The organism is Streptomyces sp. ISL-100 (genome assembly GCF_018614615.1).
In the GTDB taxonomy this organism is placed as follows: Bacteria; Actinomycetota; Actinomycetes; order Streptomycetales; family Streptomycetaceae; genus Streptomyces.
In genome coordinates, this window is the sequence record NZ_JAGGOK010000038.1 from 87,792 (window position 1) to 107,907 (window position 20,116).

18 protein-coding genes are annotated in these 20,116 nt (G+C 69.0%); 10 read left to right on the forward strand and 8 right to left on the reverse strand.

All coding sequences use genetic code 11. The features are described 5' to 3' along the window. Positions 1-49 precede the first annotated feature (49 nt). The 3 genes from pgi to J7E89_RS17830 are packed head-to-tail and all read left to right on the forward strand — an operon-like array spanning position 50 to position 3,734. The gene (pgi, locus tag J7E89_RS17820; RefSeq protein WP_214974610.1) at positions 50-1,702 is read left to right on the forward strand and encodes a glucose-6-phosphate isomerase; all 1,653 of its coding nucleotides are present in this window, start codon (positions 50-52) and stop codon (positions 1,700-1,702) included. Positions 1,703-1,707: 5 nt separating this feature from the next. Beyond that, positions 1,708-2,202, forward strand: a complete 495-nt coding sequence (locus tag J7E89_RS17825; protein ID WP_214974612.1) for a PH domain-containing protein — start codon at positions 1,708-1,710, stop codon at positions 2,200-2,202. Then, positions 2,199-3,734: a PH domain-containing protein gene (locus J7E89_RS17830; RefSeq protein WP_308315510.1), complete on the forward strand. Its 1,536-nt coding sequence runs from the start codon at positions 2,199-2,201 to the stop codon at positions 3,732-3,734. Before J7E89_RS17825 ends, J7E89_RS17830 begins: the two co-directional genes overlap by 4 nt. Positions 3,735-3,998: 264 nt before the next feature. Here J7E89_RS17830 and pgl read toward each other — a convergent pair whose 3' ends face one another. The 5 genes from pgl to tkt are packed head-to-tail and all read right to left on the reverse strand — an operon-like array spanning position 3,999 to position 10,546. Then, positions 3,999-4,781, reverse strand: coding sequence for a 6-phosphogluconolactonase (gene pgl / locus J7E89_RS17835; protein ID WP_214974614.1), 783 nt, complete (start codon positions 4,779-4,781; stop codon positions 3,999-4,001). Continuing rightward, the gene (gene opcA, locus J7E89_RS17840) at positions 4,778-5,797 is read right to left on the reverse strand and encodes a glucose-6-phosphate dehydrogenase assembly protein OpcA (protein WP_214974616.1); all 1,020 of its coding nucleotides are present in this window, start codon (positions 5,795-5,797) and stop codon (positions 4,778-4,780) included. Before opcA ends, pgl begins: the two co-directional genes overlap by 4 nt. Next, positions 5,794-7,317 carry a glucose-6-phosphate dehydrogenase gene (gene zwf / locus J7E89_RS17845; RefSeq protein ID WP_214974618.1) on the reverse strand — a complete coding sequence of 508 codons (1,524 nt, stop codon included), beginning with the start codon at positions 7,315-7,317 and terminating at the stop codon, positions 5,794-5,796. Before zwf ends, opcA begins: the two co-directional genes overlap by 4 nt. A gap of 4 nt (positions 7,318-7,321) precedes the next feature. After that, the gene (gene tal, locus J7E89_RS17850) at positions 7,322-8,440 is read right to left on the reverse strand and encodes a transaldolase (protein WP_214974620.1); all 1,119 of its coding nucleotides are present in this window, start codon (positions 8,438-8,440) and stop codon (positions 7,322-7,324) included. A gap of 36 nt (positions 8,441-8,476) precedes the next feature. Next, entirely contained in the window at positions 8,477-10,546 is a 2,070-nt protein-coding gene (tkt, locus tag J7E89_RS17855; RefSeq protein ID WP_214974622.1) for a transketolase, read from the reverse strand. Positions 10,547-10,877: 331 nt separating this feature from the next. Here tkt and J7E89_RS17860 point away from each other — a divergent pair, with 331 nt between their 5' ends. The 3 genes from J7E89_RS17860 to J7E89_RS17870 all read left to right on the forward strand — a co-directional run bounded on the left by J7E89_RS17860 (position 10,878) and on the right by J7E89_RS17870 (position 13,384). Beyond that, complete coding sequence (locus J7E89_RS17860; protein ID WP_214974625.1) at positions 10,878-11,831, forward strand: heme o synthase; 954 nt, start codon at positions 10,878-10,880, stop codon at positions 11,829-11,831. A 47-nt stretch (positions 11,832-11,878) separates the two neighbouring features. Then, complete coding sequence (locus J7E89_RS17865; protein ID WP_214974627.1) at positions 11,879-12,199, forward strand: hypothetical protein; 321 nt, start codon at positions 11,879-11,881, stop codon at positions 12,197-12,199. Between the two features lie 75 nt (positions 12,200-12,274). Then, entirely contained in the window at positions 12,275-13,384 is a 1,110-nt protein-coding gene (locus tag J7E89_RS17870; RefSeq protein ID WP_214974629.1) for an amidohydrolase family protein, read from the forward strand. 3 nt (positions 13,385-13,387) lie between these two features. Here J7E89_RS17870 and J7E89_RS17875 read toward each other — a convergent pair whose 3' ends face one another. From J7E89_RS17875 to J7E89_RS17885, 3 genes are read right to left on the reverse strand one after another with little or no spacing between them, the layout of a single operon-like run. After that, positions 13,388-14,365 carry a heme A synthase gene (locus J7E89_RS17875; protein ID WP_214974631.1) on the reverse strand — a complete coding sequence of 326 codons (978 nt, stop codon included), beginning with the start codon at positions 14,363-14,365 and terminating at the stop codon, positions 13,388-13,390. Between the two features lie 53 nt (positions 14,366-14,418). Next, positions 14,419-15,186, reverse strand: coding sequence for an ABC transporter permease (locus tag J7E89_RS17880; RefSeq protein WP_214974633.1), 768 nt, complete (start codon positions 15,184-15,186; stop codon positions 14,419-14,421). Next, positions 15,183-16,118, reverse strand: coding sequence for an ABC transporter ATP-binding protein (locus J7E89_RS17885; RefSeq protein ID WP_214974635.1), 936 nt, complete (start codon positions 16,116-16,118; stop codon positions 15,183-15,185). The genes J7E89_RS17880 and J7E89_RS17885 overlap by 4 nt, the downstream gene beginning before the upstream one ends. 224 nt (positions 16,119-16,342) lie before the next feature. Here J7E89_RS17885 and J7E89_RS17890 point away from each other — a divergent pair, with 224 nt between their 5' ends. The 4 genes from J7E89_RS17890 to J7E89_RS17905 are packed head-to-tail and all read left to right on the forward strand — an operon-like array spanning position 16,343 to position 20,114. Continuing rightward, positions 16,343-17,143 carry an ArsR family transcriptional regulator gene (locus J7E89_RS17890; RefSeq protein ID WP_251060689.1) on the forward strand — a complete coding sequence of 267 codons (801 nt, stop codon included), beginning with the start codon at positions 16,343-16,345 and terminating at the stop codon, positions 17,141-17,143. Next, a complete protein-coding gene (gene sufB, locus J7E89_RS17895; protein WP_214974637.1) occupies positions 17,140-18,561 on the forward strand; it encodes a Fe-S cluster assembly protein SufB in 1,422 nt (473 codons plus the stop codon). Before J7E89_RS17890 ends, sufB begins: the two co-directional genes overlap by 4 nt. A gap of 57 nt (positions 18,562-18,618) precedes the next feature. Continuing rightward, the gene (sufD, locus tag J7E89_RS17900; RefSeq protein ID WP_214974638.1) at positions 18,619-19,797 is read left to right on the forward strand and encodes a Fe-S cluster assembly protein SufD; all 1,179 of its coding nucleotides are present in this window, start codon (positions 18,619-18,621) and stop codon (positions 19,795-19,797) included. Continuing rightward, positions 19,797-20,114 (forward strand): bifunctional 3-phenylpropionate/cinnamic acid dioxygenase ferredoxin subunit, encoded by a 318-nt coding sequence (locus J7E89_RS17905; RefSeq protein ID WP_028813879.1) that lies wholly within the window; start codon positions 19,797-19,799, stop codon positions 20,112-20,114. Before sufD ends, J7E89_RS17905 begins: the two co-directional genes overlap by 1 nt. The last annotated feature ends 2 nt before the right edge of the window (positions 20,115-20,116 follow it).

The window sequence follows — 20,116 nt, forward strand, 5'->3', positions numbered from 1 at the left end:
TGCCAGGGGGCATGCACGCACGTACAAGAAGAAGTGGGCTGATGTCCGGATGAACGCAGAAAGCTGTACCAGGCTCAACCAGATGCCCGAGTGGGCCGCTCTCGTAAAGCACCGTGAGCAGCTGGGCCAGACGCATCTGCGAGAGCTGTTCGCCGCCGATGCCGAACGAGGTACCGGGTACACGCTCAAGGTCGGCGACCTCTATCTCGACTATTCAAAGCATCTGGTGACGGACGAGACGCTGGGGTTGCTGCGCGAACTGGCAGGCGCGGCCGGGGTCGCGGAACTTCGGGACGCGATGTTCCGCGGCGAGAAGATCAACACCACCGAGGACCGCGCGGTACTGCACACCGCCCTGCGCGCGCCGCGCGACGCGGTGATCGAGGTCGACGGGGAGAACGTTGTCCCCGCCGTGCATGCCGTTCTCGACAGGATGGGCGCCTTCGCAGACCGGATCAGGTCCGGGGAGTGGACCGGGCACACCGGAAAGCGCATCAAGAACATCGTCAACGTCGGAATCGGCGGATCCGACCTCGGGCCGGCCATGGCGTACGAGGCGCTGCGCTCGTTCACCGACCGGGACCTCACGGTGCGCTTCGTGTCGAACGTCGACGGGGCAGATCTGCACGAGGCCCTGCGGGACTTGGACGCGGCCGAGACGCTGTTCATCATCGCGTCCAAGACGTTCACCACGATCGAGACCATCACCAACGCCACGTCCGCGCGCGACTGGCTGCTGACGAACCTGCGGGCGGACAGCGGCGCCGTCGCCAAGCATTTCGTGGCGCTGTCCACGAATGCCGAGAAGGTCGCGGACTTCGGCATCGACACGGCCAACATGTTCGAGTTCTGGGACTGGGTCGGCGGGCGGTACTCGTTCGACTCGGCCATCGGTCTGTCGCTGATGATCGCCGTAGGTCCCGACCGCTTCCGCGAGATGCTCGACGGGTTCCACCTGGTCGACGAGCACTTCCGCACCGCGCCCGCCGCCGAGAACGCGCCGCTGCTGCTCGGGCTGCTGGGTGTCTGGTACGGGGGGTTCTTCGACGCGCAGGCGCACGCGGTCCTTCCGTACAGCCACTACCTGTCGAAGTTCACGGCGTACCTCCAGCAGCTGGACATGGAGTCCAACGGCAAGTCCGTGGACCGCGACGGCAACCCGGTCGACTGGCAGACGGGTCCTGTGGTGTGGGGCACGCCGGGCACCAACGGGCAGCACGCCTACTACCAGTTGCTGCACCAGGGAACGAAGGTCATCCCGGCGGACTTCATCGGCTTCGCCAGGCCGGTCGCCGACCTGATGCCCGGTCTGGCGGCCCAGCACGACCTGCTGATGGCGAACTTCTTCGCCCAGACGCAGGCGCTGGCCTTCGGCAAGACGCCCGACGAGGTGCGGGCGGAGGGCGTGGCCGAGGAGCTGGTGCCGCACAAGACGTTCCGCGGCAACCATCCGACGACGACGATCCTCGCGGACGAGCTCACGCCCTCCGTGCTGGGCCAGTTGATCGCGCTGTACGAGCACAAGGTGTTCGTCCAGGGCGCCATCTGGAACATCGACTCGTTCGACCAGTGGGGTGTCGAGCTCGGCAAGGTCCTCGCCAAGAAGATCGAGCCGGTACTGACGGAGGGCGCCGGGGGCGAGCTGCTGGACAGCTCGACCGCGACTCTCGCCGCCAAGTACCGCACGCTGCACGGTCGTTGAACCCCATGGCAGCCGCGGTGCGGCTCAGGCCGCCGAACAACACGCTCGACCGGCGCGTCATCGGCTGGTGGCGGACGCAGTGGCTGCTGCTGACCGTGGTTCCGGTGGCCGTACTGGCCGTGCTGGGCGCGTTCGTCGCGCCCGCACGGCCGTGGCTGCTGCTGTCCGCCGGAGTGGTCGCGGTGCTGGGCGTTGTCGTCGCGGTGTTCCTGCCGCTGTGGTGGTTCCGGGTGCACCGCTGGGAGGTCACGGACGACGCGGTGTACGTGCGTACGGGCTTCTTCTGGCAGGAGTGGCGGATCGCGCCGATGTCGCGGATCCAGACCGTGGACACGGTGCGGGGACCGCTGGAGCAGGCGTTCAAGCTGGCCACGGTCATCGTTACCACCGCGTCCTCCAAGGGCGCGGTGAAGATCGAGGGGCTGGATCATGAGCTCGCCGCGGAGCTTGCGGAGCGGCTGACCCTGATAACGCGGGCCACCCCGGGGGACGCGACGTGAGTGGATCGGGGGGTGGGTCCGCGCCGGAGAGTGGTGACGGCTGGCGGCGGCTTGCCCCGCGTACCGTCCTCGTCGCCGCGCTCGTCATGGCGGGCATCGCGGCGGGCGCGGGCGTGCCGGCCTTCATCGGGCTCGCGGGCGGCAGGCCGGTGTGGCAGGCGCTCGTCTGGGTGCTGAGTGGGGCGGTCCTGCTGATCGCGGGCGGCTCCGCACTCGACTACGTACGGTGGCGCAGGACGCGCTACCGCATCGGTGCCGAGCGCGCCGAACTTCACACGGGCCTGTTGCTGGTCAAGCGCCGGTCGCTGGCGCGTGAGCGCATCCGCAGCGTCGACCTGACGGCGAATGTGCTGCTGCGGGTCCTTGGGCTGGTGAAGGTCCGTATCCGTACGGGAGAGAACACCGGAGGTGGCGAGTCCACCCTCGAACTCGACCCCGTCACGAGGGAGGAGGGCGAACGGCTTCGCAGGGAACTGCTGAACCGGGGGCCGGCCACCGCTGAGCCGGGGCCCCACCGTGAGGGCGAACTGGCGGTCCTCGACCCCGCGTGGATCCGGTACGCGCCGGTGTCCTTCGTCGCCCCGGCTCTGGGCGGCGCCGCGGCCGGCGGGCTGATGCAGGTCAGCGAATGGTTCGGTGCGCAGGGGGAGTTGATCGACTGGGTGCGGGACCGGTTCCGGGACACTCCCGTCGTCTGGACGATCGCGGTGCTGGTCGCCGGGGCGTGCGCGGCGGGGGTCGTGGGCGCGCTCGGCCTGTGGGTCGAGATGTGGTGGAACTACCGGCTGGAGCGGGAGCCGGGGGGCACGTTGCGAGTCCGCCGTGGGCTGTTTACCACCAGGTCGGTCTCCATCGAGGAGCGCCGGCTGCGCGGTGTGGAGCTTGTCGAGCCGCTCGGCGTGCGGACGTTGGGGGCGGCGCGGGTGGACGCGGTCGCCACGGGGCTGGCGACGGACGAGGAAAGCAGCCACGCCGATCACAAGACGCTGCTGCCGGCCGCGCCGCGGGCCACGGCGGAGGATGTGGCGGCGTACGTCCTGCGCGAGGCCGTCTCGCCGACGAGTGCGGCCCGGCTTACGCCGCATCCGCCGGCGGCACGCACGCGGCGGCTGCGGTGGGCGGTGGGCGCGGTGCTGGTGCCGGTGCTCGTCCTCGTCGTGCTCGGTTCGCTGGTGACTGATGTCCTGCTGTACGTCGCCGGGGCGTGCGCAGTGGTGCTGCTGCCGGTGGCGGTGCTTTTGGCTCTGGACGCGTATCGGGGGCTGGGGCACGCCATCAGTGGGGATTACCTGGTGGCGCGGTCGGGGACTGTGCGGCGTACGACGGTCGCTTTGCAGCGGGGCGGGGTGATCGGGTGGACCGCGAAGCAGTCGTACTTCCAGCGCCGGGCGGGCCTCATTACGCTGACGGCGACTACTGCGGCTGGGGCGGGGGCGTACTCCGTCTGTGACGCGGGTGAGTCGGAGGCGCTGGAGTTCGGGGACGCGGCGGTGCGGGGGCTGCTGGCGCCGTTCCTGGAGCAGGGGGAGTAACCTCGGGCCCCGGCGGCCCCCGGGTCCGCTGCGCGGGGCCTTTCCCCAACCCCGCCCCTTCCCGAACTGGGGCAAGCCCCAGACCTCGGACCACACAGACACCCTTCGGACGTGTCCTCAAACGCCGGACGGGCTGGATTTTGCCGCGCGCGCCTGGATGCTGCCGCACATTCAGCTCCTCCGGCGTTTGCGGGTAGGGGAAAAAGCCACAGCCCGGGTCGCCGTGCGGGCGAACCGGGCCGTGGCTGTGCCGGAGCAGCCGGGTCAGGGCGAAGCCGGGGGGTACAGGGCTCGCGGGAGCTGGGAGGCTGCTGCGTCGTCCAGGAGCCACAGCGTTCGGCGGCGCCCGTACGCGCCCGCCGCCGGAGCCTGGATCTCCCCCGCGCCCGACAGGGCTATGGCCGCGGCCTTCGCCTTGTCCTCGCCCGCCGCCAGCAGCCACACCTCACGTGCCGCGCGGATCGCGGGCAGCGTGAGGGTGATGCGGGTCGGCGGGGGCTTCGGGGCGCCGTGAACGCCCACCACCATGCGGTCCGTTTCGCGGACCGCCGGCAGCTCCGGGAACAGGGACGCGACGTGAGTGTCGGGGCCCACGCCCAGCATCAGGACGTCGAACGTCGGGACGGGACCGTGGTCCTCGGATCCCGAAGCCAAGGCCAGTTCCTCGGCGTACGCAGCGGCCGCCGCGTCCGCGTCGTCGCCGAACCGGCCGTCCGAAGCCGGCATCGCGTGGACCCGGGCCGGGTCGAGCGGCACCGAGTCCAGCAGTGCCTCGCACGCCTGCGTGTAGTTGCGCTCCGGGTCACCGGCCGGGAGGAAGCGCTCGTCGCCCCACCACAGGTCCAGCCGCGACCAGTCGACCGCGTCCCGGGCCGACGACGAGGCCAGCGCGGCCAGCAGGCCGTTGCCATTGCGGCCGCCCGTCAGCACCACCGACGCCGAGCCGCGCGTGGCCTGCGCGTCCACGAGCTTCGTGATCAGCCGGGCCGCGGCCGCCTGCGCCATCAGCTCTTTGTCGTGGTGGACGACAAGCTGAGGTGCTCTCACTTCGACGCCGCCTTCTTGGAAGCCGAAGCCGAAGCCGACTTCTTCGTTGCTGGGGGCGCCTCGGGCTGCGTCTCCTGCTTCTGGCCGGCCTTCTCACCCAGCCGCTCGACACCGAACTTCAGCGCCGATGCGTACGTGTCGTCCGGATCGAGCCTGCGCAGCTCCTCGGCGATCAGCTCGGCGGTCTCGCGCCGCTTCAGCGCCACCGCGCGGTCCGGCTGCCCCTGAATGGACAGGGACGCCAGCGAACCGTCCGACCGGCCGAGCTTGATCGGCCCGCAGTTCGTCTCCATCTTTACGCCCGTGAGGCCGGGTCCGGACGAAACAGAACGCTTCACCGGTACGCCCAGCCGGTCCGCGAGCCACATGCCCAGCAGCTCGACGCTCGGGTTGAACTCCTCGCCCTCCACCTCCACCGAGGTGACCTCGCACTCGACCTGGTCCAGCGCGGCCGCGAGCATCGAGCGCCACGGCGTGATGCGCGTCCAGGACAGGTCCGTGTCGCCCGGGGTGTACGCCTCGGCGCGCGAGGTGAGCTCCTGGACCGGGTGCTCGGCGGCGTACGTGTCCGTGACGCGGCGCTGCGCGAGTGCGCCCAGCGGGTCGTTCGCCGGGTCGAGGGGCGCGTTGACTGCCCACCACACCACCACGGGTGCGTCGGGCAGGAGCAACGGCAGCACTACCGACTGCGCGTGGTTGATGACCTCGCCGTACAGGCGCAGTACGACCGTCTCGCCCGTTCCCGCGTCCGCTCCGACGCGTACCTCGGCGTCGAGGCGTGCCTTGGAACGGTCGCGCGGAGAGCGTGAGACGCGCTTGATGACGACCAGGGTGCGCGACGGGTGCTCGCGGGACGCCTCGTTGGCCGCCCTGAGCGCGTCGTACGCGTTCTCCTCGTCGGTGACGATGACCAGCGTCAGCACCATGCCCACGGCAGGGGTGCCGATCGCACGGCGGCCCTGCACCAGAGCCTTGTTGATCTTGCTGGACGTGGTGTCCGTCAGGTCGATTTTCATGGCCGACGCCAGCTCCGTCCGTCTCGTGCGAGCATTTCGTCCGCCTCGACCGGGCCCCAGGTGCCGGCCGGGTACTGCGCGGGCTTGCCGTGGTTGTCCCAGTACTCCTCGATCGGGTCGAGGATGCGCCAGGACTGCTCTACCTCTTCCAGGCGCGGGAAGAGGTTGGCGTCGCCGAGCAGGACGTCCAGGATCAGGCGCTCGTACGCCTCGGGGCTGGACTCGGTGAAGGACTCGCCGTACGCGAAGTCCATCGACACGTCCCGCACCTCCATCGAGGTGCCCGGCACCTTGGAGCCGAAACGGACCGTGACGCCCTCGTCCGGCTGGACGCGGATGACCAGGGCGTTCTGCCCCAGCTCTTCCGTGGCCGTGTGGTCGAAGGGGGAGTGCGGGGCGCGCTGGAAGACGACCGCGATCTCGGTGACGCGGCGGCCGAGGCGCTTGCCCGTACGGAGATAGAAGGGGACGCCCGCCCAGCGGCGGTTGTCGATCCCCAGCTTGATCGCGGCGTAGGTGTCGGTCTTCGACTTGGGGTCGATGCCGTCTTCCTGGAGATAGCCGACGGCCTTCTGGCCACCCTGCCAGCCCGCCGCGTACTGACCACGCACGGTCTCCGCGCCCAGATCCTTGGGGAGCCTGACGGCGCCCAGCACCTTCGTCTTCTCGGCGACCAGCGCGTCGGCCTCGAAGGAGGCGGGCTCCTCCATGGCGGTCAGCGCCAGCAGCTGGAGGAGGTGGTTCTGGATGACGTCGCGGGCGGCGCCGATGCCGTCGTAGTAGCCGGCGCGGCCGCCGATGCCGATGTCCTCGGCCATCGTGATCTGCACGTGGTCGACGTACGACCGGTTCCAGAGCGGCTCGAACATCTGGTTGGCGAAGCGCAGCGCCATGATGTTCTGGACCGTCTCCTTCCCCAGATAGTGGTCGATCCGGAAGACCTCGTTGGCCGGGAAGACCTCGTGGACGATCCGGTTGAGCTCCTGAGCGGAGGCCAGGTCGTGTCCGAAGGGCTTCTCGATGACGGCCCGTCGCCAGGAGCCCTCGCGCTGGTCGGCGAGGCCGTGCTTCTTGAGCTGCTGGACGACCGCGGGGAAGAACTTCGGCGGTACGGACAGGTAGAAGGCGAAGTTGCCGCCGGTGCCCTGCGCCTTGTCGAGCTCCGCGATCGTCGACTTCAGCGTCTCGAACGCGTTGTCGTCGTCGAAGTCGCCCTGGACGAAACGCATGCCCTGGATCAGCTGCTGCCAGACTTCCTCACGGAAGGGCGTACGGGCATGCTCCTTGACGGCGTCATGGACGACCTGCGCGAAGTCCTCGTGTTCCCAGTCGCGACGGGCGAAGCCGATGAGCGAGAAGCCCGGCGGCAGCAGGCCGCGATTGGCCAGGTCGTAGACGGCAGGCATCAACTTTTTACGTGACAAATCGCCCGTGACGCCAAAGATGACCAGGCCCGACGGCCCCGCGATACGCGGGAGCCGTCGGTCCTGAGCGTCACGCAGCGGATTGCTGCTGGACAATTTTTTAGGCCTCCGAAGGGGCGAGGCGCTTGAGCTCCGCCTCGGTCGACTTGAGCAGGTCGTTCCAGGACGCCTCGAACTTGTCGACGCCCTCGTCCTCGAGGAGCTGCACCACGTCGTTGTACGAGATCCCGAGCTTCTCGACGGCGTCGAGGTCGGCGCGCGCCTGCTCGTACGTACCGGCGATGGTGTTACCCGTGATCTTGCCGTGGTCGGCGGTCGCTTCGAGGGTCGCCTCGGGCATGGTGTTCACCGTGCCGGGGGCCACGAGGTCCTCGACGTACAGCGTGTCCTTGTACGACGGGTCCTTGACGCCGGTCGAGGCCCACAGCGGACGCTGCTTGTTGGCCTGCGCCTTGTCGAGGGCGGTCCAGCGGTCGCTGCTGAACACCTCTTCGTACGCCTCGTACGCCAGCCGGGCGTTGGCCAGCGCGGCCTTGCCCTTGAGCGCCTTGGCCTCGTCCGTGCCCAGGGCGTTCAGACGCTTGTCGATCTCGCTGTCCACGCGGGACACGAAGAACGAAGCGACCGAGTGGATCTTGGAGAGGTCCAGGCCCGCGGCCTTCGCCTTCTCCAGACCGGCCAGGTAGGCGTCCATGACCTCGCGGTAGCGCTCCAGCGAGAAGATCAGCGTCACGTTGACGCTGATGCCGAGACCGATGGTCTCGGTGATCGCCGGGAGACCCGCCTTGGTGGCCGGGATCTTGATCAGGGTGTTCGGACGGTCCACCAGCCAGGCGAGCTGGCGGGCCTCGGCCGTCGTCGCCTTGGTGTTGTGCGCCAGGCGCGGGTCGACCTCGATCGACACGCGGCCGTCCTGGCCGCCGGTCGCGTCGTACACCGGCCGCAGGATGTCGGCGGCGTCCCTCACGTCAGCCGTCGTGATCATGCGGATGGCTTCTTCGACGGTGACCTCACGGGCGGCGAGGTCGCTGAGCTGCTGGTCGTAACCGTGGCCCTCCGAGATCGCCTTCTGGAAGATCGACGGGTTGGTCGTGACGCCCACGACGTGCTGCTGGTCGATCAGCTCGGCGAGGTTGCCGGACGTGATCCGCTGGCGCGAAAGGTCGTCAAGCCAGATCGCGACGCCTTCGTCGGAGAGGCGCTTGAGTGCGTCTGTCATGAGAGTTGCATCTCCTACTTGTCGTATATACCGGCGTCAGCGCGCTGCGGCAGCCAGGGATTCCCGGGCCGCTGCGGTGACCGCGTCGGCGGTGAAACCGAACTCCCGGAAGAGGACCTTGGCGTCCGCGGAAGCGCCGAAGTGCTCCAGCGAAACGATGCGGCCGGCCTCGCCGACGTACCGGTACCAGGTCAGGGCAATGCCCGCCTCGACCGCGACTCGGGCCTTGACGGACGGCGGCAGCACGCTGTCGCGGTACCCCTGGTCCTGCTCCTCGAACCACTCGATCGAGGGCATCGACACCACACGGGTCGGAATACCGGCCGCCTGGAGCTGCTCGCGCGCCTCGACGGCGAGCTGCACCTCGGAACCGGTGCCGATCAGCACGACCTGCGGCTGACCGCCCTCGGCCTCGAGAAGGACGTAACCGCCGCGCGCGGCATCCTCGTTCGCCTCGTACGTCGGCACGCCCTGGCGGGTCAGCGCCAGACCGTGCGGAGCGTCGTGGCGCCGGAGGATCTCGCGCCAGGCGATCGCCGTCTCGTTGGCGTCGGCCGGGCGGACCATGTTCAGACCGGGGATGGCACGCAGGGCGGCCATGTGCTCGACCGGCTGGTGCGTCGGGCCGTCCTCGCCCAGACCGATGGAGTCGTGCGTCCAGACGTACGTCACGGGCAGCTTCATCAGCGCGGCGAGGCGGACGGCGGGGCGCATGTAGTCGGAGAACACCAGGAAGGTGCCGCCGTAGATGCGGGTGTTGCCGTGCAGCGCGATGCCGTTCATCGTCGAGCCCATGGCGTGCTCGCGGATGCCGAAGTGGACCGTACGGCCGTACGGGTTCGCCTCGGGCAGCGGGTTGTCGGCCGGCAGGAACGACGACGTCTTGTCGATCGTCGTGTTGTTCGAGCCTGCGAGGTCGGCGGAGCCGCCCCACAGCTCGGGGATGACCGCGCCGAGAGCCTGGAGGACCTTGCCGGAGGCGGCACGGGTCGCGACGGCCTTGCCGGCCTCGAAGACGGGAAGCGACTTCTCCCAGCCCTCGGGCAGCTCGCCCGCGGCGATGCGGTCGAACGTGGCGGCGCGCTCGGCGTTGGCGTTGCGCCACTCCTGGAACTTCTTGTCCCAGGCAGCATGCTCCTCACGGCCGCGCTCGGCCGCCTTGCGCACGTGCGCGAAGACGTCGTCGTCGACCTGGAAGTGCTGCTCCGGGTCGAAGCCCAGCACGCGCTTGGTGGCCGCGATCTCGTCCTCACCGAGCGCCGAGCCGTGCGATGCCTCGGTGCCCTGGGCGTTCGGGGCGGGCCAGGCGATGATCGTGCGCGCCGCGATGATCGACGGGCGCTCGGTCTCGTCCTGCGCGGCCTTCAGGGCTGTGTACAGGGCCTTGACGTCGAAGTCGCCGTTGGCAGTTTGCTCGATGCGCTGGACGTGCCAGCCGTACGCCTCGTACCGCTTCAGTACGTCCTCGGAGAAGGCGGTCTCGGTGTCGCCCTCGATCGAGATGTGGTTGTCGTCGTACAGAGCGACGATGCTGCCGAGCTTCTGGTGGCCCGCGAGCGAGGACGCCTCGGCCGAGATGCCCTCCTCCAGGTCGCCGTCGGAGACGATGGACCAGATGGTGTGGTCGAACGGGGAGGTGCCCGGGGCGGCCTCCGGGTCGAACAGACCACGCTCGTAGCGGGCGGCCATCGCCATGCCCACGGCGTTGGCGATGCCCTGGCCCAGCGGGCCGGTCGTCGTCTCCACACCGGTCGTGTGCCCGTGCTCGGGGTGACCCGGCGTCAGGCTGCCCCAGGTGCGGAACGCCTTCAGGTCGTCCAGCTCCAGGCCGTAGCCGGCCATGTAGAGCTGGATGTAGAGCGTCAGGCTGGAGTGACCGGGAGAGAGGACGAAACGGTCGCGACCGGTCCAGTTGGCGTCACTGGGGTCGTGCCGCATCAGCTTCTGGAACAGTACATACGCGGCCGGGGCGAGGCTCATGGCCGTACCAGGGTGGCCGTTGCCGACCTTCTGTACGGAATCCATGGCCAGGACGCGGACGGTATCGACAGCCCGCTGGTCCAATTCGGTCCACTCGAGATCTGTGGTGGTCGGCTTGGTGCTCACCCTGAGTCAGGGCTCCTCTCCACATGTCGAATCCCGGCGACTGGTAGCGCACCGGGCGTAGTCGAGCCTACCCCCGCGAGAACGCGCTTCTTTTCGAGTCCAGGGCTTGGACGGCCCTGGATAAAAGCGGACACAGCCCAGCGTGCGGGCGGGTGAAGGACTTCGCCTCCTGGTGTCCACCTTCGTATGTACGGACGCCGTCCCGGCGGTGCTCAACACGACCGGACCCCGGCGGAGATCGGCGTCTGGGCAACGTCTAGAGTGGCGTGGTACGCGCAAGTCTTTACCGGGCCTTCACGTCCGGATGCTTGCTGGAATTTCTCTGTCAGGGGTGTGCGTGACGGCCGTCGAGTCCCGACCCGCAGGGGTCGCCTTGACTCCCAGCCCGGGGGGCCATCGGCCATTCGGAGCCCGGATCAAAGCGTTCGTGGCACTGACCAAGCCTCGGATCATCGAACTGCTGCTGATCACCACTGTCCCGGTGATGTTCCTGGCCGAGCAGGGTGTGCCCGATTTGTGGCTGGTCCTGGTGACCTGCCTCGGTGGCTACCTGTCGGCCGGCGGCGCCAACGCGCTGAACATGTACATCGACCGCGACATCGACGCGCTGATGGACCGTACGTCGCAGCGTCCACTGGTCACCGGCATGGTGAGCCCCGCCGAATGCCTCGTCTTCGGCATCAGCCTGGCCGTGATCTCGACGCTCTGGTTCGGACTGCTGGTCAACTGGCTGTCCGCCGCACTGTCGCTCGGAGCGCTCCTTTTCTACGTCGTCGTCTACACGATGATCCTCAAGCGGCGCACCGCGCAGAACATCGTCTGGGGCGGCATCGCGGGCTGCCTGCCGGTCCTCATCGGCTGGTCCGCCGTCACCAACTCGATGTCCTGGGCCGCCGTCGTCCTCTTCATGGTCATCTTCTTCTGGACGCCGCCGCACTACTGGCCGCTGTCGATGAAGGTGAAGGAGGACTACGCGCGCGTGGGCGTCCCCATGCTTCCCGTCATCGCCACCAACACGGTCGTGGCCCGCCAGATCGTCGCGTACAGCTGGGTCATGGTCGGCGTCTCACTGCTGCTGACTCCGCTGGGTTACACCGGCTGGTTCTACACGACGGTCGCCGTCGTGGCCGGCGGCTGGTGGCTCAAGGAGGCGCACGGGCTCCAGTCCCGGGCGAAGTCCGGTGTGACCGGCGCCAAGCTCAAGGAGATGCGGCTGTTCCACTGGTCGATCACCTATGTCTCGCTGCTCTTCGTCGCGGTCGCGGTGGACCCCTTCCTGCGCTAGACCGCCTGCTATGGACCGCCGTTCTACTGGTGGGTAGCATCGTTCTCATGGCAGACACGAAGCAGGCAGAGCGCAAGGTGGCGAAGCTCGCCAAGCAGATAACCGCCTTCGCCAAGCAGCACGGCGGCGCCGAGGGACAGCTCGCCTACCTCGGACAGAGGGGTACGCGCATCGTGCTCGTCGGTGAGGACGGTGGCTGGGGCGATCTGGTGGCCCCCACGCACGCCGTCGCGCAGAGTGCCGCGGAGAAGGCCGGGATCACGCTCCACGAGTCCTTCGACGGCGACTTCGCGGCCAAGGTGCGCACCGGACCGTACGAGTGGAGCCGGATGGCCGGTATCCAGATCGGCGGTCCGTCGAACGGCTAGCGGCACTCAAGCAACACCTGACGCGGGGGTCACCCGTTAGAGCCTGTGGAAGTACGTCCACCACAGGAGCCCCGGATGATCGAAACGCCTTCCCTGGTGGACCAGTACTGCCATGGAGTCCTCCGTACGGAGCTTGGCCTCGGCACGTTCGAGACCTACCTCGCCAGGACCCCCGCGCCCCCCGCGCCCGGCACCACGTTCTTCGACACCCAGACGGGCTTCGCCGTACGCCGCTGGTGCCCGCCCCTCCTCGGCCTCGAACCGCACTGCCCGCCTGCCCGCTATCTCGCGCGCCGCAGGGAACTGGGCGTACTGGAGACCGGTCGGCGGCTGCTCAGGGGCAGCGGGATTTCCACCTATCTGGTGGACACCGGGCTGCCGGGCGACCTCACGGGGCCGGGTGAGATCGCGGCAGCCGGCGCGGCCCAGGCGCGGGAGATCGTACGGCTGGAACTGCTCGCCGAGCAGGTCGCCGACACTTCGGGCACCGTCGACAGCTTCCTCGCCAATCTCGCCGAGGCCGTGCACAGCGCGGCAGGATCCGCCGTGGCCTTCACCTCCGTGGCAGGCGTACGGCAGGGACTCGCCCTCGCGCCGCATCCGCCGGGACCCGGCGAGGTGCGCGGGGCGGTGGGGCGCTGGCTGGGAGGACGCCGGGCCGGCGGCAAGCTGTCCGACCCCGTGGTGCTGCGCCATCTGCTGTGGATCGCCGTCGCCTCCGGGCTGCCCCTGCAACTCCAGGCCGGGACTGCGGGTCCCGGGCTGCGCATCGACCGTACGGATCCGATGCTGCTCACCGACTTCGCCGCCGCGACGGCCGGACTCGGCACGGATCTGGTGCTGCTGCACGGCTATCCGTACCACCGTCACGCCGCACATCTGGCGAGCGTCTTCCCGCACGTGTACGCCGACCTCGGCCCCGCACTCGCGCACACCGGGGCGCGGGCGGCGGCCGTACTCGCGGAGATCCTGGAGCTCGCGCCCTTCGGCAAGCTGCTCTTCTCCAGCGGCGCGCGCGGCCTGCCGGAACTGCATGTGGTGGGCGCGCGGCTGTTCCGCGAGGCGCTGAGCAGGGTGCTCGGCGGGTGGGTCGGCGACGGGGCTTGGTCGCGGGTGGACGCCGAGCGGGTCGCCGGGATGATCGCGGCGGGCAATGCCCGCCGCGTCTACGGACTGACCGAGTGACTGTCAGACGGTGGCGGACACCGCCGTTGAGCCTGGCTGGGCGGGAAGCGAAGCCGGGGCTTCGAGCGGGCGCTCGCGCAGGCTGAGCGCCAGGCGCAGTACCGCGATCCACATCAGGGAGGAGCCGAGCATGTGGATGCCGACCAGGATCTCGGGGACCCCGGTGAAGAACTGGACGTAACCGATGCCGCCCTGCGCGAGCAGGACGATCAGCAGGACGCGGGCGCGCGCCCGGGTGTCGTCCGGGGCGTCCACCACGCGAAGCACGAACCACATGGCGATGGCCAGCGCGCAGACGACCCAGGCGGCCACGGCGTGCACGTGGGCGGCGTCGATCCAGTCCCACGGCATGCGCGGTACGTCGCTGCTGTCACCGGCGTGCTTGCCCGAGCCGGTCACCGCCGTACCCAGGGCGATCAGGAGCCCCGAGGTGATGGCGATCGCCCAGGACAGCTTGCGGACGGGGCGCGGGACGCGCGGCCGGGGGGTGGTGTCGCCCTCACGGGTGCGCTGCCAGGTGACCACGGCGACCGTGAGCAGGGCGTTGGCGAGGAGGAAGTGACCGGCGACGGTCCACGGGTTGAGTCCCGCCCAGACGGTGATGCCGCCGAGGACGGCGTTGCCCATCACGATCCAGAACTGAAGCCAGCCGAGACGGGTGAGGCTGCGCCGCCACGGCTTCGTGGACCTGGCCGCGATGATCGCCCAGCCGACCGCGGCCGACAGAACATACGTCAGCATGCGGTTGCCGAATTCGATCGCGCCGTTGATGCCCTGTTCGGGCGTCGCGAAGAGGCTGTCGTCGGTGCACTTGGGCCAGGTGTCGCAGCCGAGGCCGGAGCTGGTCAGCCGTACCGCGCCGCCCGTGACGATGATGAAGACGCTCATCACGACGGCGGAGAGCGCGGCGCGCTGGAGCGTACGGGGGGTGGGCGTCCAGCGCCGCGCGATGAGGGCGAGGGGGGTCAACACGGGAACCATCGTAGGACGGGGCTTGTGCAGGAATTCACGAGGGGGGCGGAACGGGGTGTTTCTCACTCCCAGCGGAAGAAACGGGCCGCCGCGCCCAGCCCCAGGACCGCCCACACCGCGAGGATTCCGAGATTGCTCCAGGGGATGGCCGCGCCGTGCTGGAGTACCTCGCGCAGGCCGTCCGAGAGGGCCGAGATCGGGAGCAGGCCGAGGACGGACTGCACAGCCTCCGGGTACTTGTCGAGCGGCACGATTACGCCGCCGCCCACCAGCAGCAGCAGGAAGACCAGGTTGGCGGCGGCCAGCGTCGCCTCGGCCTTGAGCGTGCCGGCCATCAGCAGGCCGAGGCCGGAGAAGGCCGCCGTACCGAGGACGAGCAGGAGGAACACCGCGAACGGGTTGCCGTGCGGGGACCAGCCGAGGCCGAAGGCGATCACCGTGAGAAGGGCCACCTGGAGAACCTCGGTGACGAGCACCGACAGCGTCTTCGCTGTCATCAGCGCCCAGCGGGGCAGCGGAGAGGTGCCCAGCAGCTTCAGCACGCCGTACCGGCGCTCGAAGCCGGTCGCGATGGCCTGCCCGGTGAAGGCGGTGGACATGACCGCCAGCGCGAGGATGCCGGGCGCGAGGAAATCGACGGACTTGCCGGCGCCTGTGTCGATGATGTCGACCGCCGAGAACAGCACCAGCAGCAGCGCCGGGATGATCACCGTCAGCAGCAGCTGCTCACCATTGCGCAGCAGCATCTTCGTTTCGAAGGCCGTCTGCGCCGCGATCATCCGGGGGAGCGGGGCGGCTCCGGGCCGGGGCGTGTAAGTACCGATGCTCATGAACGGAGGTCCTTACCGGTCAGCTCGAGAAAGACGTCCTCCAGGGAGTGCCGCTCGACAGAGATGCCGTCCGGCATCACGCCGTGCTGCGCGCACCAGGAGGTGACGGTGGCCAGCAGCTGGGGGTCGACCTTGCCGGTGATCCGGTACGTCCCCGGCGTCAGCTCGGCCGCCAGGGTGTCCATGGGCAGCGCCTTGAGCAGGGACGCGACGTCGAGCCCCGGGCGCCCGGTGAAGCGCAACGTGTTCTCGGCGCCGCCGCGGCACAGCTCTTCGGGACTGCCCTGGGCGATGACCCGGCCCCCGTCGATGATCGCGACGTCGTCGGCGAGCTGTTCGGCCTCGTCCATGAAGTGGGTGGTGAGGACGACGGTGACGCCGTCCTCACGGAGTTCGCCGACGAGGTCCCAGGTGGAGCGGCGGGCCTGCGGGTCGAGGCCGGCGGTCGGTTCGTCCAGGAAGACGAGCTCGGGGCGGCCGACGACGGCCATCGCCAGCGCGAGCCGCTGCTGCTGCCCGCCCGACAGTCGCCGGTACGTCGTACGGCCGCAGCTGTCGAGGCCCAGGCGTTCTATGAGCGCGTCGACGTCCAGGGGGTCGGCGTGCAGTTTCGCCACGTGGCGCAGCATCTCGTCGGCCCTGGCCCCCGAGTACACGCCGCCGGACTGGAGCATCACCCCGATCCGGGGGCGCAGCTCGGCCGCGTCGGCGACCGGGTCGAGGCCGAGGACGCGCACCGTCCCGGCGTCCGGCCTGCGGTAGCCCTCGCAGGTCTCAATGGTCGTGGTCTTGCCGGCGCCGTTGGGGCCGAGGACGGCGGTGACCGCGCCCGGACGGACCTCCAGGTCGAGGCCGTCGACCGCGGTTTTGGTTCCGTACCGCTTGACCAGTCCTGAGACCTGGACGGCGACCTGGACGGTCTCGCTTCTCATGCCAGGAAGTCTAGAGAGGGCGCCGGTGCCGGTAGGCCGGGGGCTCCGGTCAACGGCGGAAAGCCGCTGGTCAAGTCGGCCGGAGTGACCGAAAGGTCTGTTCTGTTCCTGCGTCGTCCGTCATCGGTGAGGGTCCGCCCGCGTCCGTCGGTTTGATCATTTCCGCAGGTCAAGTTAGGTGTGCCTAAGTGATGCAGCCCACCGGGGCTTGATCAGGACGCGGGTTGTCACGCTCTGAGGAATTACGCAACAATGGCGTTGTGAAATACGGTGTGAGTTCGACTGAGCCTCCCCAGGAGGAGCTCGCGACCGGTGAGCGCTCGACGCGCAACCGGATCGCGCGGTCAGTCCTGGACCACGGCCCGTCCACCGCCGCCGATCTCGCGAAGCGCCTCGGTCTCACCCAGGCCGCCGTCCGCCGCCACCTCGACTCGCTCGTCGCCGAGAATGTCGTCGAGCCCCGCGAGCAGCGCGTGTACGGCACCAGGACCCGGGGCAGGCCGGCCAAGGTTTTCGCGCTCACCGACTGCGGCAGGGACGCCTTCGACCAGTCCTACGACAAGCTCGCGGCCGACGCCCTGCACTGGATCTCCCAGGCGGCCGGCGGCGGCGAAAAGGGCGAGGCGGCAGTCGCCGCGTTTGCCCGCGCGCGATTCGCCGCCCAGGCGGGGGCCTACCGGGAAGTGGTAGAGGCGGCCGCCCCCGAGGGGCGGACCGAGGCGCTTGCCAGGGCCTTGTCGGCCGACGGGTACGCTGCTACGGCGCGTAACGCACCGGTCGGAGAGCAGCTCTGCCAGCACCACTGCCCGGTCGCCCATGTCGCCGAGCAGTATCCGCAGCTGTGCGAGGCGGAGACCGAGTTCTTCTCCGAGCTGCTCGGGACGCATGTGCAGCGTCTGGCCACCATCGCCCATGGCGACGGGGTGTGCACGACGTTCATTCCGCGCAGCAGCAGCACAGCACAGAGCACACAAACCGCAAATTCAGCATCTTCTGCAAGTACGGCCGGGAGGAACCCCGCATGACACTCCCCACGGAGACTGCCCACCCCGAACTCGAGGGCCTGGGTACGTACGAATTCGGCTGGGCCGACTCCGACACGGCAGGCGCGACGGCCAAGCGTGGCCTCTCCGAGGAAGTCGTCCGCGACATCTCGGCGAAGAAGAACGAGCCCGAGTGGATGCTGAAGCTGCGGCTGAAGGGCCTCAAGCTGTTCGGCAAGAAGCCCATGCCGAGCTGGGGCGCCGACCTGTCGGGCATCGACTTCGACAACATCAAGTACTTCGTGCGCTCCACGGAGAAGCAGGCGGAGTCCTGGGAGGACCTGCCCGAGGACATCAAGAACACGTACGACAAGCTCGGCATCCCCGAGGCGGAGAAGCAGCGCCTCGTCGCCGGTGTCGCGGCCCAGTACGAGTCCGAGGTCGTCTACCACCAGATCCGTGAGGACCTGGAGGAGCAGGGCGTCATCTTCCTCGACACGGACACCGCGCTGAAGACGCACCCGGAGCTCTTCCAGGAGTACTTCGGCACGGTCATCCCGGTCGGCGACAACAAGTTCGCGTCGCTGAACTCGGCCGTGTGGTCCGGCGGATCGTTCATCTACGTACCCAAGGGTGTGCACGTCGACATCCCGCTCCAGGCCTACTTCCGCATCAACACGGAGAACATGGGCCAGTTCGAGCGGACGCTGATCATCGTCGACGAGGACGCCTACGTTCACTACGTCGAGGGCTGCACCGCCCCGATCTACTCCTCCGACTCGCTGCACAGCGCCGTCGTGGAGATCATCGTGAAGAAGGGCGGCCGCTGCCGCTACACGACCATCCAGAACTGGTCGAACAACGTCTACAACCTGGTCACCAAGCGCGCCGTGGCGTACGAGGGCGCGACCATGGAGTGGGTCGACGGCAACATCGGCTCCAAGGTGACGATGAAGTACCCGGCCGTCTACCTGATGGGCGAGCACGCCAAGGGCGAGACCCTGTCGATCGCCTTCGCGGGCGAGGGCCAGCACCAGGACGCCGGCTCCAAGATGGTCCACATGGCGCCGAACACCTCCTCCAACATCGTCTCCAAGTCGGTGGCGCGAGGCGGCGGCCGTACCTCCTACCGCGGTCTCGTCGAGATCGGCGAGGGCGCAGCGGGCTCGAAGTCCAACGTGCTCTGCGACGCGCTGCTCGTCGACACGATCTCCCGCTCGGACACGTACCCGTACGTCGACGTGCGCGAGGACGACGTGTCCATGGGCCACGAGGCGACCGTCTCCAAGGTCTCCGACGACCAGCTCTTCTACCTGATGAGCCGCGGCATGACCGAGTTCGAGGCCATGGCGATGATCGTCCGCGGCTTTGTCGAGCCGATCGCCAAGGAGCTGCCGATGGAGTACGCCCTGGAGCTCAACCGGCTGATCGAGCTGCAGATGGAGGGTTCGGTCGGTTAGCACCGGACCCCCGCAGCGACAGATTCCTTGACCCAGAGAGAGAGCACTACGACAGCCATGGCTGAGGCTCAGAACATTCCGGTGGGCTCCACGACCGCCGGGTCCATCGCGGTGGCCGCCGAGTCCACCGTCGCCACGCGCATGAGCGCCCCGCCGTCCTTCGACGTGACGGACTTCCCGGTCCCGCACGGCCGCGAGGAGGAGTGGCGGTTCACGCCGCTGGAGCGCCTGCGCGGGCTGCACGACGGCACCGCCCAGTCCGGCGGCGTACTCACTGTCGAGGTGACCGCCCCCGAGGGCGTCACCGTCGAGACGGTGGACCGCGCCGACGCGCGACTCGGCAAGGCCGGCACCCCGGTGGACCGCGTGGCCGCCCAGGCGTACAGCTCCTTCGAGAAGGCCTCGGTCGTCTCGGTGCCCAAGGAAGCCGTACTGACCGAGCCGATCCGCATCGCGGTGCACGGCGAGGGCGGCACCGCCTACGGCCACCAGGTCATCGAGCTGGGCGCCTTCGCCGAGGCTGTCGTCGTCATCGACCACACCGGTGACGCCGTGCTCGCCGCCAACGTCGACTTCGTCGTCGGCGACGGCGCGAAGCTGACCGTCGTGTCCGTCCAGGACTGGGACGACACGGCCGTGCACGTCTCGCAGCACAACGCGCTGATCGGCCGCGATGCCTCGTTCAAGTCGGTCGTGGTGACCTTCGGCGGCGATCTCGTACGCCTCAGCCCTCAGGTGCAGTACGCCGGCACCGGCGGCGAGGCCGAGCTCTTCGGCCTGTACTTCACCGACGCGGGCCAGCACCAGGAGCACCGCCTCCTGGTCGACCACAACACCCCGCACTGCAAGTCGAACGTCGCCTACAAGGGCGCGCTCCAGGGTGACGGCGCGCACGCCGTGTGGATCGGCGACGTGCTGATCCGGGCCGCCGCCGAGGGTACGGACACGTACGAGCTGAACCGCAACCTCGTCCTCACGGACGGCGCGCGCGTCGACTCGGTGCCGAACCTGGAGATCGAGACCGGCGAGATCGTCGGCGCCGGCCACGCCTCGGCGACCGGCCGCTTCGACGACGAGCAGCTCTTCTACCTCATGTCGCGCGGCATCCCGGCCGGAGAGGCCCGCCGCCTCGTCGTCCGCGGCTTCTTCGCGGAGCTCGTCCAGCAGATCGGTCTGCCCGACGTCGAGGAACGCCTCCTCGCCAAGATCGACGCGGAGCTGGAGGCGTCCGTCTGATGGCCTTCGTCAAAGCCTGTGCGCTGAGTGAGCTGGAGGACGACACCCCGAAACGGGTGGAGCTCGACGGCACTCCGGTGTCCGTCGTCCGCACCGAGGGCGAGGTGTACGCGATCAACGACATCTGCTCGCACGCCAACGTCTCCCTCTCGGAGGGCGAGGTGGAGGACTGCATGATCGAGTGCTGGCTGCACGGCTCGAGCTTCGACCTCCGCACCGGCAAGCCTTCCGGCCTTCCCGCGACGCGACCCGTCCCCGTATACCCCGTCAAGATCGAAGGGGACGATGTTCTCGTCTCCGTCACACAGGAGTCCTGAGA

Coding starts and splice junctions, on each gene's coding strand:
- J7E89_RS17885 (WP_214974635.1), bottom strand. CDS start 16,118: ATGAGAAGCGAGACCGTCCAGGTCGCCGTCCAGGTCTCAGGACTGGTC.
- J7E89_RS17905 (WP_028813879.1), top strand. CDS start 19,797: ATGGCCTTCGTCAAAGCCTGTGCGCTGAGTGAGCTGGAGGACGACACC.
- J7E89_RS17825 (WP_214974612.1), top strand. CDS start 1,708: ATGGCAGCCGCGGTGCGGCTCAGGCCGCCGAACAACACGCTCGACCGG.
- sufD (WP_214974638.1), top strand. CDS start 18,619: ATGGCTGAGGCTCAGAACATTCCGGTGGGCTCCACGACCGCCGGGTCC.
- sufB (WP_214974637.1), top strand. CDS start 17,140: ATGACACTCCCCACGGAGACTGCCCACCCCGAACTCGAGGGCCTGGGT.
- opcA (WP_214974616.1), bottom strand. CDS start 5,797: ATGAAAATCGACCTGACGGACACCACGTCCAGCAAGATCAACAAGGCT.
- J7E89_RS17865 (WP_214974627.1), top strand. CDS start 11,879: ATGGCAGACACGAAGCAGGCAGAGCGCAAGGTGGCGAAGCTCGCCAAG.
- J7E89_RS17880 (WP_214974633.1), bottom strand. CDS start 15,186: ATGAGCATCGGTACTTACACGCCCCGGCCCGGAGCCGCCCCGCTCCCC.
- J7E89_RS17870 (WP_214974629.1), top strand. CDS start 12,275: ATGATCGAAACGCCTTCCCTGGTGGACCAGTACTGCCATGGAGTCCTC.
- J7E89_RS17875 (WP_214974631.1), bottom strand. CDS start 14,365: ATGGTTCCCGTGTTGACCCCCCTCGCCCTCATCGCGCGGCGCTGGACG.
- pgi (WP_214974610.1), top strand. CDS start 50: ATGAACGCAGAAAGCTGTACCAGGCTCAACCAGATGCCCGAGTGGGCC.
- tal (WP_214974620.1), bottom strand. CDS start 8,440: ATGACAGACGCACTCAAGCGCCTCTCCGACGAAGGCGTCGCGATCTGG.